Origin of the sequence: Rudaea sp. (genome assembly GCF_036383415.1) — a bacterium.
Lineage (GTDB): Bacteria > Pseudomonadota > Gammaproteobacteria > Xanthomonadales > Rhodanobacteraceae > Rudaea.
The window spans coordinates 16,517-33,254 of record NZ_DASVOK010000167.1; the positions used below are offsets into that span (position 1 = coordinate 16,517).

At 64.8% G+C, this 16,738-nt stretch carries 14 protein-coding genes; 7 read left to right on the plus strand and 7 right to left on the minus strand.

The features are described from left to right. Positions 1 to 89 precede the first annotated feature (89 nt). Positions 90 to 1,031 (plus strand): class I SAM-dependent methyltransferase, encoded by a 942-nt coding sequence (locus VF497_RS06450; protein ID WP_330886848.1) that lies wholly within the window; start codon positions 90 to 92, stop codon positions 1,029 to 1,031. Between the two features lie 13 nt (positions 1,032 to 1,044). Here VF497_RS06450 and VF497_RS06455 read toward each other — a convergent pair whose 3' ends face one another. Next, positions 1,045 to 1,758, minus strand: a complete 714-nt coding sequence (locus VF497_RS06455; RefSeq protein ID WP_330886850.1) for a 2OG-Fe(II) oxygenase — start codon at positions 1,756 to 1,758, stop codon at positions 1,045 to 1,047. 64 nt (positions 1,759 to 1,822) lie between these two features. Between VF497_RS06455 and VF497_RS06460 the strand changes: the two genes are divergently transcribed. After that, positions 1,823 to 3,100 (plus strand): acetyl-CoA C-acetyltransferase, encoded by a 1,278-nt coding sequence (locus VF497_RS06460; protein ID WP_330886852.1) that lies wholly within the window; start codon positions 1,823 to 1,825, stop codon positions 3,098 to 3,100. A gap of 3 nt (positions 3,101 to 3,103) precedes the next feature. Here the strand turns inward: VF497_RS06460 and VF497_RS06465 are convergent, their stop codons facing one another. From VF497_RS06465 to radC, 3 genes are all read right to left on the minus strand, one after another. Then, on the minus strand, positions 3,104 to 5,488 hold the full coding sequence (locus VF497_RS06465; RefSeq protein WP_330886854.1) for a sodium:solute symporter: 2,385 nt from the start codon (positions 5,486 to 5,488) through the stop codon (positions 3,104 to 3,106). A gap of 47 nt (positions 5,489 to 5,535) precedes the next feature. Further along, a complete protein-coding gene (locus tag VF497_RS06470) occupies positions 5,536 to 6,399 on the minus strand; it encodes a CoA ester lyase (RefSeq protein ID WP_330886856.1) in 864 nt (287 codons plus the stop codon). 754 nt (positions 6,400 to 7,153) lie between these two features. After that, complete coding sequence (gene radC, locus VF497_RS06475; RefSeq protein ID WP_330886858.1) at positions 7,154 to 7,828, minus strand: RadC family protein; 675 nt, start codon at positions 7,826 to 7,828, stop codon at positions 7,154 to 7,156. 96 nt (positions 7,829 to 7,924) lie between these two features. On the opposite strand from radC, the gene coaBC reads away from it, so the two are divergent. The 3 genes from coaBC to VF497_RS06490 all read left to right on the plus strand — a co-directional run bounded on the left by coaBC (position 7,925) and on the right by VF497_RS06490 (position 12,158). Next, positions 7,925 to 9,223: a bifunctional phosphopantothenoylcysteine decarboxylase/phosphopantothenate--cysteine ligase CoaBC gene (gene coaBC, locus VF497_RS06480; RefSeq protein WP_330886860.1), complete on the plus strand. Its 1,299-nt coding sequence runs from the start codon at positions 7,925 to 7,927 to the stop codon at positions 9,221 to 9,223. Then, on the plus strand, positions 9,220 to 9,675 hold the full coding sequence (dut, locus tag VF497_RS06485) for a dUTP diphosphatase (protein WP_330886862.1): 456 nt from the start codon (positions 9,220 to 9,222) through the stop codon (positions 9,673 to 9,675). The genes coaBC and dut overlap by 4 nt, the downstream gene beginning before the upstream one ends. 182 nt (positions 9,676 to 9,857) lie before the next feature. Further along, positions 9,858 to 12,158 carry a phosphomannomutase/phosphoglucomutase gene (locus VF497_RS06490; protein WP_414706851.1) on the plus strand — a complete coding sequence of 767 codons (2,301 nt, stop codon included), beginning with the start codon at positions 9,858 to 9,860 and terminating at the stop codon, positions 12,156 to 12,158. Positions 12,159 to 12,215: 57 nt separating this feature from the next. Here VF497_RS06490 and VF497_RS06495 read toward each other — a convergent pair whose 3' ends face one another. Then, positions 12,216 to 12,860: a hypothetical protein gene (locus VF497_RS06495; protein ID WP_330886866.1), complete on the minus strand. Its 645-nt coding sequence runs from the start codon at positions 12,858 to 12,860 to the stop codon at positions 12,216 to 12,218. Between the two features lie 68 nt (positions 12,861 to 12,928). Further along, on the minus strand, positions 12,929 to 13,576 hold the full coding sequence (gene pyrE, locus VF497_RS06500) for an orotate phosphoribosyltransferase (RefSeq protein ID WP_330886868.1): 648 nt from the start codon (positions 13,574 to 13,576) through the stop codon (positions 12,929 to 12,931). A 66-nt stretch (positions 13,577 to 13,642) separates the two neighbouring features. Here pyrE and VF497_RS06505 point away from each other — a divergent pair, with 66 nt between their 5' ends. Together VF497_RS06505 and VF497_RS06510 are read left to right on the plus strand one after the other, a co-directional pair. Continuing rightward, on the plus strand, positions 13,643 to 14,443 hold the full coding sequence (locus tag VF497_RS06505; RefSeq protein WP_330886870.1) for an exodeoxyribonuclease III: 801 nt from the start codon (positions 13,643 to 13,645) through the stop codon (positions 14,441 to 14,443). Continuing rightward, the gene (locus VF497_RS06510; protein ID WP_330886871.1) at positions 14,440 to 15,705 is read left to right on the plus strand and encodes an AmpG family muropeptide MFS transporter; all 1,266 of its coding nucleotides are present in this window, start codon (positions 14,440 to 14,442) and stop codon (positions 15,703 to 15,705) included. The genes VF497_RS06505 and VF497_RS06510 overlap by 4 nt, the downstream gene beginning before the upstream one ends. On the opposite strand, the gene VF497_RS06515 is transcribed toward VF497_RS06510, so the two are convergent. Continuing rightward, positions 15,702 to 16,738: anhydro-N-acetylmuramic acid kinase (locus VF497_RS06515; protein WP_330886874.1), on the minus strand; the 1,037-nt coding region annotated here is incomplete at its 5' end. The two genes, VF497_RS06510 and VF497_RS06515, sit on opposite strands and share 4 nt — an antisense overlap.

Consider the following 16,738-nt stretch of genomic DNA (forward strand, 5'->3'; position numbering starts at 1 on the left):
GTACAAACAAGGGATTCGCCGAGCGCTCGCGTTGAACGCGGTGACCTGCGCGAGTATGATCCTGCGCCCCGTTACGCTTTGGACCACGCATGCTGCATCTGCCGAACTACAAGACCACTTGGGACGCCAAGTCCACCACGCCGGTGCATGCGATGCTCTCGGTCGACGGCAGCGCCAGTGAGGAACGCATTCGTGCGACGGGCGCGTACACTGCGCGCCAAGTGATGGCCGCGCTCGATCTCAAGTCGACCGATCGCGTGCTCGAACTCGGTTGCGGCGTCGGGCGCATCGGCCGCGAACTCGCGCCGCATATCGCGCACTGGGAAGGCTCGGACATTTCCGCCAACATGCTCAAGATCGCGCGCGAACGCCTGTCCACGTTCGCCAACGCCGGCTTCACCGAACTGACGCGCAGCAACTTTAAGCCGCTGCCCGACGCGAGCTTCGACAAGGCCTACAGCATCGCCGTGTTCATCCATATGGACAAGGAAGATTTCTACTTGTACCTGGAAGACTGGGCGCGCGTGGTCAGGCCGGGCGGCCTGCTGTTCTTCGACACGTGGAATACCTCGCATCCGAGCGGCTGGCGCCGCTTCGCGGTCGAACTCAATCCGTTTCGCGACGTCGTGCCGACCGAGCGCAAGGACGTGGCGCGCAACCAGTTCAGCAATCCCGAGGAAGTGCGCAGCTTCCTCAACCACACCGGTTTCGACGTGGTCGAAATGTTCAGCGATTCGCCCTGGGTGCAGGCGATCGCGATGCGCCGCGGCGGCGGCGACATCGAGGCCGAGCGTCGTCGCGTGCGAGCCGCGAAGGACCACATCGCCTATTCGTCGCTGTGGACGGAATTGTTCGACAACCTCATCGCCTCGCAGCTCGAAGGCACGATGTCGCTGACTGCCGCGCTCGAAACGATGCAGGACGATTCGCGCGGCGAGGAAGTATCGTTGTTCCGCTCCGCCTTCATCGAAGTGTGGCGTCACAACGAGGAATCCTGGGGGCCGATACCGGCGCACCTGATCAAGCCCTGATGTGCGACCGCCTTCAGACGTTGTAGCCCTTGTACAGCGTGTTGTGCGCCGGCCGCTGCTCTTCGGTCGGCCGTTCGCTTGTGTAATAGTATAAAGCTATACTCTGGCGGTTGATGCCGTTCGGCGCCGCCCAGGGTTTCGGATGGCCGTGGAACGTGTCCGAGCGCGTGGTGAAAAGGACGGCGCGGTTGAACTGCGGCTCGACGGTGCGCACGAGCTGCGTGCCTTCGGTGTTCCACAGTTCGAGTTCGCCGCCGTACTCGGCGCGCCAGTCCGGAGTGAGGTAGACGAGCAGGTTCAGGCGCCGGTGCGCATGGATCTGCAGATGCCAGTTGAAATCCGAGTGGATGCCGAGCAGGCCGCCGTGGCGGGTCAGGTGCATGCCGCCGCCGAGCAGGTGGTGGTCGACGAGCAGGTGTGGAATGCCGGTCATCTTCTCGAGCCAGAGCACAAACGCCGCCGAGTTCATGTCGCGCACCGCAGTGCGGATCGCCGGCGGGAATTTCGTTTCGTCGCCACAGCCGAGCTTCACTTCGAGCCCGGGCGCTGCATAGTGATCCCACGCCACATTGTCGTCCGGACCCGGGAACACGCTCGCGAGCCGGCGCGCCACGTCGCCTGGCAGAAAATCGTCGATGACGATGTGCGGATACGGTTGCGCGTTGCGGAATTCCTCCGCGCGCTCACTGGCGATGCGCATCAGCCGCTCGGTGTCGAAGACGTACATGGATGGTCGATTGTTGGACGACGGGCGCATAATACCAGTCCGCCTACAGCCCTCCCTTTGATCCATGACAAAACGTGCAGCCATCCTCGGCGGAGTCCGCATCCCGTTCTGCCGCAACAACACCGCGTATGCCGAGGTCGGCAACTTCGGCATGGCGGTGAAGACGCTGGGTTCGCTGGTCGAGAAGTTCGACCTGCATGACGTCGAACTCGGCGAGGTCGCGTTCGGCGCGGTGATCAAGCTCGCCGCCGACTGGAACCTCGCGCGCGAGGCGGTGCTGTCCTCAGGCCTGTCGCCGTACACGCCTGCGATCACGACCGCGCGCGCCTGCGGCACTTCGCTCGACAACGCGGTGTTGATCGCGAGCAAGATCGCGACCGGCCAGATCGAGGCCGGCATCGCCGGCGGCTCGGACACGACCAGCGACGTGCCGATCGTCTACAGCCGTGCGATGCAGCAGCGTCTGCTCGCGGTCAATCGCGCCAAGGACACGGGCGACAAACTCAAGGCCGCGGTCAGCGGTTTCTCGCTCGGCGAACTCAAGCCGAGCTTCCCCGGTGTTGCCGAGCCGCGTACCGGCATGTCGATGGGCGAGCACTGCGAACTGATGGCGCGCGAATGGACGATCACGCGCCAGGAGCAGGACGAGCTCGCGCTGGCCAGCCATCTCAAGGCCGCCGCTGCGTACGAGCGCGGCTTCTTCAAGGACCTCGTCGTGCCGTTCCGCGGCCTCGATCGCGATGGCTTCCTGCGCCCCGATTCGACGATCGAAAAGCTTGCCGCGCTCAAGCCCGCGTTCGACAAGACCTCCGGGTTCGGCACGCTGACCGCGGGCAATTCGACCGGCCTGTCGGACGGCGCCTCGGCGGTACTGATTTCGAGCGAGGACTGGGCGGCCAAACGCGGCCTCAAGCCGCAGGCATTCATCACCTACTCTCAATCCGCCGCGGTCGACTTCGTCCACGGTGAAGGTTTGCTGATGGCGCCGACCGTGGCCGTGCCGCGCATGCTCGATATGGCCGGCCTGACCCTGCAGGATTTCGATTTCTACGAGATCCACGAAGCCTTCGCCGCGCAGGTGCTGTGCACGCTGCGTGCCTGGGAAGACGCCGACTACTGCAAGAACCGTCTCGGCCGCGACAAGCCGCTCGGCAAGATCGACCCGACCAAGCTCAATGTCAACGGATCGAGTTTGGCGTTGGGGCATCCGTTTGCCGCGACGGGCACGCGCATAGTTGTCACCCTGGCGAAGCTGCTCGAGGAAAAAGGCTCGGGTCGTGGATTGATCTCGATCTGCACCGCCGGTGGGATGGGCGTGACCGCGATCCTGGAACGGCCGTAGACGCTATTCGTCGCGGTAGATCGTCAATCCGGCCAGCGACCGCGTCGGTGGCGGAAACAGCAAGCTCGCGAGATAGCCGATCACGATGCACAGCAGGATCGAGATCGCCAGATAAAAATACGGATGCACGATCTTGAGTGACCAGATCGCCAGCGTCAGCGCCATGCTCGAAGCGATGCCGATCGCGACGCCCGGTGAATTGGCCCGGCGCGTGAACATGCCGAGTGTGTACGCGCCGGCGAAGCCGCCGCCGAGCAGCCCGGCGAGTTCGATCGAGACGTCGAACAGTGAATGGATGTCGAAGCGCGACAGCAGCAGCGCGATGCCGATGCCGACGAGGCCGGCGGCAACGGTCATGATCTCGGCGAAGCGCACGCTCTTGCCTGGGTCGGGGTTCTTCACCAGTTTCTCGTAGAAATCGACCGAGGCCAGCGTCGCCACCGAATTCATGATGCCCGACAGCGTCGCCATCGCCGCGGCGAAGATGCCGGCGATGATCAGGCCGGTCACGCCGCTCGGCAGCTCGGCGGCAATGAACAGCGGAAACGTTGCGTCGATCGGCAGCAGCGGATTCATGCGCTCGGGATGCGTCTTGTAGAACACGAACAGCGCCGTGCCGATCGTGTAGAAGACAAAGCCGCCCGGAATCATGATCGCCGCGAACGCCCAGATCGAGCGGCCGGCTTCCTTGTCGGACTTGGTCGAGAGCACGCGCTGCATCAGCACCTGATCCTTCGGAAACGTCAGCACGACATCAAACAGGACGAGGAAGAGGAAACCCCACACCGTCGCCTTGGTGACGTCGAAACTGAAGTCGAACAGCTTGGTCTTGTGCTCGGCGAGCGCGGTCGAAGCGAATTCACCGAAGCCGCCGTGCAGATGCCAGATGATGAAGCCGATCGCAAAGATCGCGCCGCCCATTTTCACGACGACCTGGACGACGTCGGTCCAGATCACCGCCTTCATGCCGCCGAGCGCGGTGTAAATGATCGTAAAGCCGCCCATGAGCAGGATGCTCCAGGTCACGTCGATGCCGGTGATTGTGGCGATCGCGAGCGCCGGCAGGAACAGGATCACGCTCATGCGGCTGCCGAGCTGCATCGCTATGCACAGCGCGCTGGCGAGCATGCGGATCGCGGGGTGGAAGCGCGTTTCGAGGTAGGAAAACACGCTCATCAAGTTGAGCCGGCGCAGCAGCGGCACGATGAAGATCGCGACGAAGACGAGGCCGACCACGGCGGTGAGATTGTTCGCCATGTAGGTCCAGTTCGTCTCGAATGCTTTTGCAGGAATCGCGATGAAGCTGATCGAACTCGTGTTCGCTGCGTACAGGCTGACGCCCGCGGCCCAGAACGGGATGCTGCGGCCGCCGACGAAGAACTCGGAGGTCGAGTTGTGCTTGTCGCGGATGTAGAAATAAAAACCGATGCCGATCATCGATGCGAGGTAGACGACGATGACGACCCAGTCGAGCCATTTGAGCAGCAGCTTGCCGGTTTCGATCTCGGCATAGCCGAACACGACAGCTCCGTTTGTGCCCGGGCTCGCCCAGAGCATGCCGTCGTTCCATGCGGTCGCTACGCTCGCATCGGCGCCTGCGTTCGCGAGCGTTGCCCAGGCGCCGGTGATCGTGTGGTAGCTGACCATCTTTGTCGCGCCCGTGCTGTCGCGCACGAGATACAGCACCGCGGCCTGGCCGATCGCGCGCGCGGAGCCGGGCACGATCTTGCCGGGCGCGGCGGAGAGATCCTGCCAGCCCTTGTCCGCCGACCGGCGCCAGAGGCGATCGCCGCCGTCACCCGCGACGGTGACGAACACGGCCGAGGTCTGCAGCGCGATCGAACTTGCCTCGCCGCCGGGAAATTCAGGCAGCGTCTGCCACTGCGGTTCCTGTGTCAGCGGGGATAGTTGCAGCACGAAGTTCCTGCCGCTCGCGTCGGCTCCGCTGACGGCGAGTGCGTCGCCCTTGAGCGCGGCGTGGGCGCGGACCAGCGGAACCGGCAGGGGCGGCAGCGCGCTCGACCTCAATGTTCCGCTGTCGAGCGACCATTGCACAACGTGGTCGACGACCGCCGATTCAATGGGTCCGCTCAACACGAACGCGCGCGCGCCGTCGCTCGCGACGCCGCGCACTGCTGGGAGCGGCGTCGCATCGACCCGGTTCCAGGCCTTGCGTTCGGCATCGAGCACGAACACGCCTTGCCCGGCCATCGCGAGTGGCCGGGCATCGACAGCGGCAAGCCCGATCAGCGCACCGGCGTCGGTCAATGTGGGCAGCGTGCCGGTCTTGACCGTGGTCAGGTTTTCCGCGCTCGCGCTGGCAGCGAATCCGAGCAAGAGAACACCGACAGCGAGTTTTTGCGCGCCGGCCAGGATCGAACGAAACATCGGATTCACTCAACTCCCCATCTTGTTATTCTTCGTGCTGATGTGCGTTACCGTTCGCCCGCCGCGGCGAGGATCGCCTCGGCCCGACGCAGAAACGGCGGATCGATCATGCGCCCGTCGACGACGAAGGCGGCACGTCCCTGCGCGGCCGCTTCACGTGCGGCAGCGACGACGCGCATCGCGAGCTCGACCTCGTCGGCCGCGAGCGCGAATGCGGCGTTCGCCAGCGCCACCTGCTTCGGATGGATGCAGGTCTTGCCGATGAACCCCAGGCTGCGCGCCATGCGCGCCTCGGCGAGATAACCGGTCTCGTCGGCGACGTCGGCGCGCGCGCCGTCGAGACACCAGACGCCGGCTTCGCCCGCGGCGAGGCGCAGCGCGAACATCGCCGCATGCACGTTGGCGGGATCGTAACGATCGATGCCGAGCGGCTCGAACAGGTCGCCGAGGCCGAGCTGCAGCCCACGCACGCGCGGGTGCGCGGCCGCGATCTGCGAGGCATGGCGCAAGCCCTTGGCGCTTTCGATATTGACCAGCAGGCCGGCCAGCGCCGACGCGTCGGCCGATTCCATGTGCGCGATTGCCGCCGCGGCGGCACGCACTTCGTCGGCCGATTCGGCCTTGGGCAGGTTGATCAGATCGACGCCAGGCACGGCGAGCGCCTTGATGTCGTCGACGAAATGCGGCGTACCTAATGCGTTGACGCGCACGATGACAAGCTTGCCGGCGCCGCGCGCGGCGTCCGATTGCACGAATTCGGCTACATGGCGGCGCGCCGCGGCCTTCACCTCTTCGGGCACCGCGTCTTCGAGGTCGAATGAGAGCGCGTCGGCGGCACCGGCCACGCCCTTGGCGAAAAGCTCCGGGCGCGAGCCCGGCAGGAACAGTTTGCTGCGGATCAAGGGAGCCATATGCGGCAGTGTGGGCGCGGGGGGCGCGGAAAGGAATCAACGCCCGAATTTTCAGACGCAACTTTTCCTTGCGATTTCGCGCCGCCAAGCCATCGAAACGGCCGTTTGCGCCGCGCTCGCTGCGCTGGCTGAACGGTTGCGGGCAGATTGTGGATAACTTTGTGCATAGCGAGTCGCTTGCGCAGGCCGGGAAAATCGGTTAGACGGGCGTTCAGCCATATATGTGCGTCAGATTTCAATGTAAGTATATGATTCAAATGATTTTACTTGCTGTCTCGCAATGGTAACGCAAGTGTAAAACGCTGCAATTGCTACGAATGCTGCATTGTGTATAAATCCACCGCCTAAGCGCTTGTCTCGGCGTAAGAATTCGGCAACAAAGCACGCGTAATCTCACCGCGTCAGGCGTCGCAACAAGGCTCAAGGACTGGGGCGTGGCGTGCGGGATGCGCACGGCGCGGAAAGGCTGCAGGGATGGCCGACACGGACGTACCGACGCCTGAATTTTCATGCGCTCACGTCTATTCGGGACGACCAGAAAACGCTCGGTGCACACGGAACGTCGCACCGTCGTTTTCGCTTGCGCGCGCTACTTAGGGAACCTCTCGAAACCGTAGCGAGCGAAGAGCCGATCTGGTCTAGGATCGGGCGCGTCGCCTGCGCGCAGGAATCCGTAGTGTACGTGAAGGTACATGAGGATTCCGAGCACAGCCGGCGCGCAAATTATCGAGCGCAGTAGATTTCGAGGGGTTTCCTACAGCCAGCCCATCTGCGCGAGTGAAGCGGCCCTGCCAGTGCCGACGACCAGGTGATCGAGCACGCGTACGTCGACCATGCGCAACGCGCGCTGCAGTTCGCCGGTGACCTCGCGATCGGATTGGCTGGGTTCGGCGACGCCGGACGGATGGTTGTGGGCGAAGATCACCGCCGCCGCGTTGTGCGCCAGGCAGCGGCGCACCACTTCGCGCAGATGCACGCTGGCGCCATTGATCGAGCCGCGGAACAATTCCTCGAACGCGATCATGCGATTGCGGTTGTCGAGGTAGAGGCAGGCGAACACTTCGTAGGGATAGCTCGCCAGTTTCGCGCGCACGAAGTCCGTGCAGGCGCGCGGGTTGGTCAGCGCGTGCGGGCGATCGAGATCGACGGCGAGATAGCGCCGGCCGAGTTCGAGCGCGGCGTGCAGCCGGCTTGCCTTGGCTGCGCCGAGTCCGGGCAAAGCCGCGAGCGCGGCGGGCTCGAATTCGAGCAGCGCCTTCAATCCGCCGTCGCGTGTGAGCAGTTCGCGGCCGAGATCGACCGCGGTCTGTCCGCGCCGTCCGCTGCCGAGAAAGATCGCGATCAGTTCCGCATCCGACAGTGCGCCGGCGCCGCGCGCGAGCAGTTTTTCGCGCGGGCGTTCCGCGCTGGGCCAGTCGAGGATCGTCATGGCGAAAGTTTCAATCGATATGCCGGCGGACGCAGCCGGGCCGGATGCAAATTCCGGTAAGCTATAAGCGCATATCGCTGTCGTTGGATTTCCTACATGGCTCAGTTTGAGGCTCGAAACGGACTTGCCGGCTTGCGCGTGTTGCTCGGGGTTTCGGGCGGCATCGCGGCGTACAAGGCCTGCGAGCTCGTGCGTCGTCTGCGCGAGGTCGGCGCCGAGGTGCGCGTCGTGCTGACCGAAAACGCGGTGCGCTTCGTCACGCCGTTGACGTTCCAGGCGCTGTCGGGGCAGCCGGTGCGCTCGGGCTTGTGGGACGAGGCCGCGGAAGCGGCGATGGGGCATCTCGAACTCGCGCACTGGGCGCAGCAGATCGTCATCGCGCCGGCAAGCGCCGACCTGGTCGCGCGCCTCGCTCACGGGTTCGCCGATGACCTGCTCACGACCTTGTGTCTTGCCAGCGACGCACCGCTCGCGATCGCGCCGGCGATGAACCTGCGCATGTGGGCGCATGCCGCGACGCGAGCGAACGTCGCCACGCTACGCGCGCGCGGCGCGGTTTTTCTCGGTCCCGGCGAAGGCCGCATGGCCGAAGCGGAATCCGGCCTCGGCCGGCTGCTCGAGCCGCATCAGATCGTCGCCGAACTGGCCGCACTGCACGGCCCGAAGGTGTTGACCGGCAAGCGCGTGCTGGTCAGCGCGGGACCGACCTACGAGGACATCGACCCGGTGCGTTTCATCGGCAACCGCAGTTCGGGGCGCATGGGTTTCGCCGTCGCCCAGGCTGCGATGGAGCAGGGCGCGAGCGTCGAACTCGTCGCCGGTCCCGTGCATCTGCCGACGCCGGCGGGCGTTGCGCGCGTCGACGTGCGCAGCGCGCGCGAGATGCGCGAAGCCGTGCTCGCGCGTGCGCAACACAGCGACATCTACATCGGTGCCGCGGCGGTCGGTGATTTTCGTCCGCACGAAGTCGCTGCGCACAAGTTGAAGAAGACCGGCGGCGCATTGAGCCTGAGCCTGGACGAGAATCCCGACATCCTGGCCGCGGTTGCCGCGCTGAAGCAGCGCCCCTACGTCGTCGGTTTCGCGGCCGAAACACAGAACATAGAGGGCTACGCGCGCGCCAAGCTCGAACGCAAGAAGCTCGACCTGATCGCGGCGAACAAGGTCGGTGAGGGCGAGGGATTCGACACCTGCCAGAATGAAATCCTGCTGATTTCGCGCGACGGTGCCGAACGCCTCGCGCGCGCTGACAAGCTTGCGCTCGCGCGCCAGCTCGTCGCGCGCATCGCGGAAAAATACGCGGATCGGGAATTGCCTGGCGGGAATCGAAAAAGTACCGATCGTGCGCGCTCGCCAGCGCGCACTACGCGACGCACGAGGACGCGCGCCAAGTGATCGAGGTCGAGTTGAAAATCCTCGATCCGCGCCTCGGCAAGGAAATTCCGCTGCCCACGCAAGCGACGTCCGGTTCGGCAGGCATGGATCTGCGCGCCGCGCTCGATGCGCCGCTCACACTCGAACCCGGGGCGAGCGCGCTGGTCCCGACCGGCATCGCAATTCATGTCGGAGATGTGAACTACTGCGCAGTTATTCTTCCGAGATCGGGACTGGGTCACAAACACGGTCTCGTGCTTGGCAATCTCGTCGGTTTGATCGATGCGGATTACCAGGGACCACTGATGATTTCGTGCTGGAATCGCGCTGCCGCTGCGTATACGATCGCCCCGGGGGAACGCATCGCGCAACTGGTCTTTTTGCCGGTCGCGCATGCGCGATTTCGTGTGGTCGAAGAGTTCGATGCCAGCGAACGCGGCGTCGGCGGATTCGGCCACTCCGGCAGCGTGTAACCCGCGACTGCTGCCCCGGAACGACACTGGGGAGACCGAGCGTGGGAAGCTGGCTGGCGAGAAAGAAACCCGAAGTCCTGGCCGACGCCGAACTTGCCGGCGTGAAGCGGCAATCGGAGGACGCTGCGGTCAAACCATCGCAACAGAGCGCAGCGGAAGGTACGGGCCTGACCCGCTACGCGATGCTCGTCGGCGCCCTTCTGCTGTGGATGCTGGGCGGGCTCTTCGCCTGGCAAGCATGGCTGGTCCAAACCGAGCAGGGCGATGCGGAGCGGATCGTCGCCTTGCGCGACAGCGATGCCGAGGCGCTTGGCCAACTCGTGGACGAGACGCGTACCCGCTTGCGGCGGGTATTGGCGAGTAGCGCGGTCACGACGCCACTCGCGGAATCCTGGGAAAGCGGACGCGAAGCGGCCACCCAGGCGGCAAAAAAAGCGATGCCCGAGCTTGTCGCCATCGATTTTCACCGCCCCGACATCTCCGATGTGCTCTCCGCCGATTTCTCCAAGACGGGCTATGCCCGGTCGGCGATGCTCGTGCAGGCCAGCCGCACGCATGAGCCGGCGCCGGCGCAGTCGGCAATCGGCGAAGGCGCCAAGCGCGCGCTCGTGTTCGCGCTGCCGGTGACGCGCGAAAACGAAACCTTGGCCTACGCATATGCCAGCCTGTCGTTCGAGCCGGTTCTTGCCGCATTCCGCAAATTCGAGCCGGGTGCGGGCAGGCTGGAGCTGCGCCAAGGTACCGGGGCGAGCGACACGGTACTTGCCACCTCGGGTTCGGTGGTGGATGGAACGCCCGACAACATCGGCAAACAGGTCGTGAACAGCCTGTTTCGTGTTGCGAGCATGCCGCCAACGCCGCCGATCATGCTGCCACGCAGCACGCTTTTGCTGGGCGTACTTGCCTTGTTGAGCCTGGCTTCAGGCGTAATGATGTTCTATGCCCGCTTGGTTGGGTGGCGCGTGGCGTTCGATTCGATGCTGCGGCGCAAGCAGGCGGAGAGCCTCGCCACCATGGAAGAAGCACCCAAGGAGCCCGTTCCGATGTCGCCAGCCCCAGCTGCAGCCAAACCTACCAAGCCCGCCCCTGTCGAAGAGCAGGACGTCCACGTCAGCCGCAGCATGTTCCGCGCCTATGACATTCGCGGCGTGCTCGGCAAGACCCTGAACGCCGACGTTGCGCGCCTGATCGGCCGCGCAATCGGCAGCGAGATGGCGAGCCGCGGGTTGAAGACGATCGCGGTCGGCCGCGACGGACGCCTGTCCGGTCCGAGCCTGTCCGCGGCCCTGATCGATGGCTTGCGCTCGACCGGTGCGGACGTGACCGATATCGGCGCGGCGCCGACGCCCGTGCTGTACTTCGCCACCCAGCATCTGAATCTCGGCTCCGGCGTCATGGTCACCGGCAGCCACAACCCGCCCGACTACAATGGCTTCAAGATCGTGCTGGGCGGCGAGACGCTGGCCGAAGACGCGATCCAGAAGCTCTACAAGCGCATCGCCGACAAGGATTTCGCGACTGGTACCGGCCAACTCGAGAAGCGCAATCTGAATGCGGATTACATCGAGCGCATCGCCGGCGACGTGCGCCTGCATCGGCCGCTCAAGATCGTCGTCGATTGCGGCAACGGCATTCCGGGCGCGATCGCACCGCAGTTGTTCGAGCGCCTCGGCGCCGACGTCGTGCCGCTGTTTTGCGAGGTAGACGGCAACTTCCCGAACCATCATCCCGATCCGTCCGACCTGCACAACCTTGAGGATCTCATCCTCACGGTCAAGCAGATCAAGGCTGATCTCGGCATCGCCTTCGATGGCGACGGCGATCGCCTCGGCGTCGTCACTCCCTCGGGCGAAGTGATCTTCCCGGATCGCACGTTGATGCTGTTCGCGCGCGACGTGCTCACGCGCAACAAGGGCGCGACGATCATCTATGACGTCAAATGCACCGGCAAGCTCGCGCCGGTGATCGAGAAAGCCGGCGGTGTCCCGTTGATGTGGCGCACCGGGCATTCGCTGATCAAGGGCAAGATGCGCGAGACGGGTGCGGCGCTGGCCGGCGAGATGAGCGGGCACTTCTTCTTCAAGGAGCGCTGGTACGGCTTCGACGATGGTCTCTATGCCGGCGCGCGTCTGCTCGAGATTCTCTCGGGCGATGCGCAACAGCGTGCGCCGCAGGCGATCTTCGAGGAGCTGCCGAACAGCATCAGCACGCCGGAGCTCAAGATCGAGCTGACCGAAGGCGAGCACTACAAGTTCATCGAGCGCTTCCAGAAGGAAGCCAAGTTCGAAGGTGCGCGGATCAACACGATCGACGGCGTGCGTGCGGACTGGCCGGATGGCTGGGGTTTGGTGCGCGCTTCGAACACGACGCCGGTCCTTGTGCTGCGCTTCGACGCCGAGAGCATGGAAGCGCTCAAGCGCGTGCAGAACCTGTTCCGTGCGCAACTGCTCGCGATCAACCCGAAACTCAAGCTGCCGTTCTGAGGCACTAGCCCGAATTCGTCGGGCTCTGTTTTTGGTGCGGGCGTTCGAACGGCGTCGCTATTGCGCGTCGGCTTTCTGCGTCGCGCGCAGTTCGCGATAGCGGGTCAGTTCGGCCTGCGCCCTGAGTTCCGATTCCGTGCGCTCGGCGAGTTTTTTCGTGATGAACTTCTTTTGCGCAGCCACGTTGCCGCGCAGGGTTTCGATCTGCTGCTTGACCGTCGGAGGTACCGGTTTGCCGTCACGCTCGAAGCTCGATGCGTAGGCAAGCTGCTCGGCCAGGCTCTTCTCCTGGATCGCTTCGCTGACCTTGACGTTGGCGATTTCCTGGTCGATCGCGGCAAGACGGCCCTTCTGCGCATCGAGCAAGGCCTGCTCGGAGGCATAGGCCTGCAGCATTTGCCGGTCGGCCTGGGCCGCTTCGGCCGCGCGCTGTTTTTCCTGCGCCGCGACGGTGGCCGCGTTCGCGTCCGCACTCTTTTCCTCGGCAGTCTTGACCCGGTCGACGTGCTTGACCAGGTTGCCGCGGCTGTCGATGACGTCATAGCCGACCTGCAGCGCCTCCGCGGTCGGCGAGTCGGCGTACTGCACGGCACCATGCGAGTCGGTCCAGCGGTAGCGGTTGTGCCCCTTGCCTTGCGACCAGGCCAACGATGCGGCCGTCGCCAGGCCGAGGGTCAATGCGAACGTGATGGGGAGGCGCATGTCGAAGAGATCTCCGTTTCGTCAAGCATACAAGGTTCGTGTGCACGCGGATCGTGCGTGCCGCCGCGTCATTCAGCTGCGGCGTAGGCGTGCTGGTACGCCTGCATCTTCTCGCGATGTACGGCGAGTTCCACGCGCGTGTCGATCAGCGCAAACAGCTCGGCGAGGCGTGCGATCGCGATCACCGGCACGCCGAATTCGCGCTCGACTTCCTGCACGGCCGACAGCGTACCTTGGCCGCGTTCCTGGCGATCGAGCGCGATCAGGATGCCGGCCGGCGTCGCGCCGTGTGCGGCGATCAGCGCAAGCGACTCGCGAATCGCCGTGCCCGCGGTGATCACGTCGTCGACGATCAGCACGCGGCCTTTGAGCGGCGCGCCGATCACGACGCCGCCTTCGCCGTGCGTCTTCGCCTCCTTGCGGTTGAAGGCGACCGGAACATCGCGCTTGGCGAGGTCGGCCAGCGCGATCGAAGTCGCGGTGGCCAGCGAAATGCCCTTGTATGCCGGTCCGAACAGCATGTCGAAAGCAATGCCGGAATCGAGTGCGGCCTGTGCATAGGCGCGCCCGAGCGTGGCCAGCGCCGCGCCTGAATCGATCATGCCGGCGTTGAAAAAGTACGGGCTCACGCGGCCCGACTTGAGCGTGAACTCGCCGAAGCGCAGCGCGTTCTTGGCGAGAGCGAGATCGAGGAAGGATCGCTGGTGAGGAAGCATGCGCAGGCAGGATCGGGTGGCGATGCGATGTATTATCGCCTCTCGCCTTTCTTCTTACATCCCACGATGCGCATTCTCACCTTTAATGCCAACGGCATCCGCTCCGCCGCGAACAAGGGCTTCTTCGACTGGCTGAAGAAACAGGACGCCGACGTGGTCTGCCTGCAGGAGACCAAGGCACAGGAGGACCAGCTCACCGATCCGATGTTCCGCCCCGACGGTCATCATTGTTTCTATCGCGATGCAACGACGAAGAAGGGCTACAGCGGCGTCGCGATCTACGCGAAACGCGAACCGGACGAAGTGCGCACCGGACTCGGCTGGCGCGAGTTCGACGAGGAAGGCCGCTACATCGAAGCGCGTTTCGGCAAGCTCAGTGTCGTCTCGTTCTATATCCCGTCCGGCACCTCGGGCGAGGAGCGCCAGGATTTCAAGTTCAAGGTCATGAACTGGCTCACACCGATCTTCGCCGAATGGCTCAAGTCCGAGCGTGAATACGTGCTCTGCGGCGACTGGAACATCGTGCGCGCGAAAGACGACATAAAGAACTGGACCTCGAACCAGAAGAATTCCGGTTGCCTGCCGCCCGAGCGCGCCTGGCTCAACGGTCTCATTGCCGACGCGCACGGCGACGGCCTAACGCCGCCGCCGAAGACCGGCTGGAACGACGCCTTCCGCGTCGTCAAGCCCGACACGGTCGAATACACCTGGTGGTCGGCGCGAGGCAGCGCGCGCGCGAACAACGTCGGCTGGCGCATCGATTACCAGATCGTCACGCCGGGCATGGGCAAGAAAGTGAAGAGCTGCGAGATCACGCCCGCGCCGCGTTTCTCCGACCACGCGCCGATGCTTGTCGAATACCGGTGACGGACGCGCCTACCAACATCGAAGCGTCGGCAGGCGCGCAACGCACGCGCACGCTCGGCGCAATCACCCTGCTCGGATTCGGTTCCGGCCTGCCGGTCGCGCTGTCGTTCTCGACGCTCGAAGCATGGTGCGCGGTCAGCGGCCTGAGTCTCAAGACCATCGGCGTGATCAAGCTCGTTGCGCTCGCCTACGTGTTCAAGTTCCTCTGGGCGCCACTGATCGATCGTTTTTCACTGCCCGTTCTGAGCCGGCGCCGCGGCTGGATGCTGTGGACGCAGCTTGGCATCGTCGTCGCCCTCGTGCTGATCGCGGGCCTGTCGCCGCAAACCTCGCTGCCAGCGATCGCGCTGCTGGCAATCGTGCTGGCGACGCTGTCGGCGACGCAGGACATCGCGGTCGACGCCTATCGCGCCGATCAACTCCTGCCACAGGATCGCGGCCTCGGCGCCGCGCTCGGCGTCGGCGGTTATCGCATCGCGATGGTCGTCTCGGGCGGCTTCGCGCTGATCCTCGCCGGTTCCTACGGGTTCCGTTTTGCGTATCTGGCGATGGCGGCTTTCATGGCCATCGGCATCGTCGGCACGCTGATTGCGCCAGAGCGGCACCTGGCCGAGCAATCCGCGCATTCCCTTCTCAAAGCCTATGTCGAGCCATTGCGCGAATTTTTCTCACGAACCAAGGCGCTGCAATGGCTCGCGCTGATCCTTGTCTACAAGCTAGGCAATGCGTTCGCGTTGAGCCTGTCCAGCACGTTTCTGTTGCGCGGTGCGGGTTATGCGCTGAGCGACGTCGGCTGGGTCAACAAGGTGTTCGGGCTCGCCGCGACCGTCGTCGGCGCGTTCGCCGGCGGATTGTTGCTCGAACGTTGGTCACTGCGCCGCGCGCTGTGGATATTCGGCGTGCTGCAAGGCTTGGGCGCGCTCGGGTTCTTCGCCATCGCGCTCGGCTGGCAGGGCTATCCTGCGCTGGTGACCGCGGTGGCGGCGGAGAATTTCACTTCAGGCCTCGGCACGGGCGCGTTCGTCGCGCTGCTGATGGCTCTGTGCGACAAGCGTTTCAGCGCCACGCAGTACGCGCTGTTCAGCGCACTCGATTCCGCCGCGCGCATCTTCGTCGGCCCGCTTGCGGGATGGGTCGCCGCTAATTACGGCTGGGTCGTCTATTTCGCGGTGAGCCTCGCCTGCGCCGTGCCGGGTCTGCTGCTGTTGGCCGCACTGGGTGGGCAATTCGCCCGGCTCGACGCGAAATCATCAACCGCCTAGCGCGCTCCGTAGTAAACGCCGCCGAGGACGCGCGGCCCGCGTGCGCCGGTGACCGTGGGCACGTTCGGCGCGGCGCGGTCGTCGAGGCGCTCGCGTGCAAGCCAGGCGAAAGTCATCGCCTCGACGAAATCAGGATCGATGCCGAGCTCGGCGATGCTCGCGACTTGAACCGGTGCGAGCGCTTGCGCGATCGCCGCCATCAGCACCGGATTGTGCACGCCGCCGCCGCAGACCCAGACCTCGCGCGTGTCGCGCGCCTGCGTGCGACTCGCGTCGGCGATCGTGATTGCCGACAGCGCGACCAGCGTCGCCTGCACGTTCTTCGGTGCAATCGCGAGTCCGCGCAGGCGCTCGGCGAGCCAGGCCAGATGGAACACCTCGCGGCCGGTACTTTTCGGCGGCGGTTCGGCGAAGTAGGGCTCGGACAGCAGACGCTTGAGCAGCGTTTCGTCGATACGCCCCGAGGCGGCGAACGCGCCGTCCTTGTCGTAGGGCTGGTCGCGGTGCCTGGCGATCCACGCGTCGAGCAAACAGCTCGCCGGGCCCGTGTCGAAGCCGCGCAGCGGCTGCTTCGCGTTGCCGGAAAGGACCGTGATGTTGGCGATGCCGCCGAGATTGAGCACGACGCGAGTCTTTCTGTCCTGCGCGAGCATCGCCGCGTGGAAGGCGGGCGCGAGCGGCGCGCCGTGGCCACCCGCGGCGATGTCGCGGCGGCGGAAATCGGCGACGGTGGTGATGTCGGTCAGTTCGGCGATCACGTTCGGATCGCCGAGCTGCATCGTGTACGGTGCAGGGCCGAGCGGGCGATGGCGCACGGTCTGGCCGTGCGAGCCGAGCGCGCGTATTTTTTTCGCATCAACGCCTTCGCGTCTCAGCAGCGTGTTCGCAGCTGCGGCGAACGAGCGCGCGATCTCGACGTCGAGTGCACCGAATTCGTCGAGCGCGTTGCGTCCGTCGCCCTGCGCAAGCGCAAGGATGCGCCGGCGCAGATCATCGGGATATGCATGGGTCAGACCGGCAAGCAGCTTCGGTT

Coding starts and splice junctions, on each gene's coding strand:
- VF497_RS06460 (WP_330886852.1), top strand. CDS start 1,823: ATGACAAAACGTGCAGCCATCCTCGGCGGAGTCCGCATCCCGTTCTGC.
- VF497_RS06455 (WP_330886850.1), bottom strand. CDS start 1,758: ATGTACGTCTTCGACACCGAGCGGCTGATGCGCATCGCCAGTGAGCGC.
- VF497_RS06470 (WP_330886856.1), bottom strand. CDS start 6,399: ATGGCTCCCTTGATCCGCAGCAAACTGTTCCTGCCGGGCTCGCGCCCG.
- coaBC (WP_330886860.1), top strand. CDS start 7,925: ATGGCTCAGTTTGAGGCTCGAAACGGACTTGCCGGCTTGCGCGTGTTG.
- VF497_RS06495 (WP_330886866.1), bottom strand. CDS start 12,860: ATGCGCCTCCCCATCACGTTCGCATTGACCCTCGGCCTGGCGACGGCC.
- pyrE (WP_330886868.1), bottom strand. CDS start 13,576: ATGCTTCCTCACCAGCGATCCTTCCTCGATCTCGCTCTCGCCAAGAAC.
- VF497_RS06505 (WP_330886870.1), top strand. CDS start 13,643: ATGCGCATTCTCACCTTTAATGCCAACGGCATCCGCTCCGCCGCGAAC.
- radC (WP_330886858.1), bottom strand. CDS start 7,828: ATGACGATCCTCGACTGGCCCAGCGCGGAACGCCCGCGCGAAAAACTG.
- VF497_RS06465 (WP_330886854.1), bottom strand. CDS start 5,488: ATGTTTCGTTCGATCCTGGCCGGCGCGCAAAAACTCGCTGTCGGTGTT.
- VF497_RS06450 (WP_330886848.1), top strand. CDS start 90: ATGCTGCATCTGCCGAACTACAAGACCACTTGGGACGCCAAGTCCACC.
- VF497_RS06490 (WP_414706851.1), top strand. CDS start 9,858: ATGCTCGTCGGCGCCCTTCTGCTGTGGATGCTGGGCGGGCTCTTCGCC.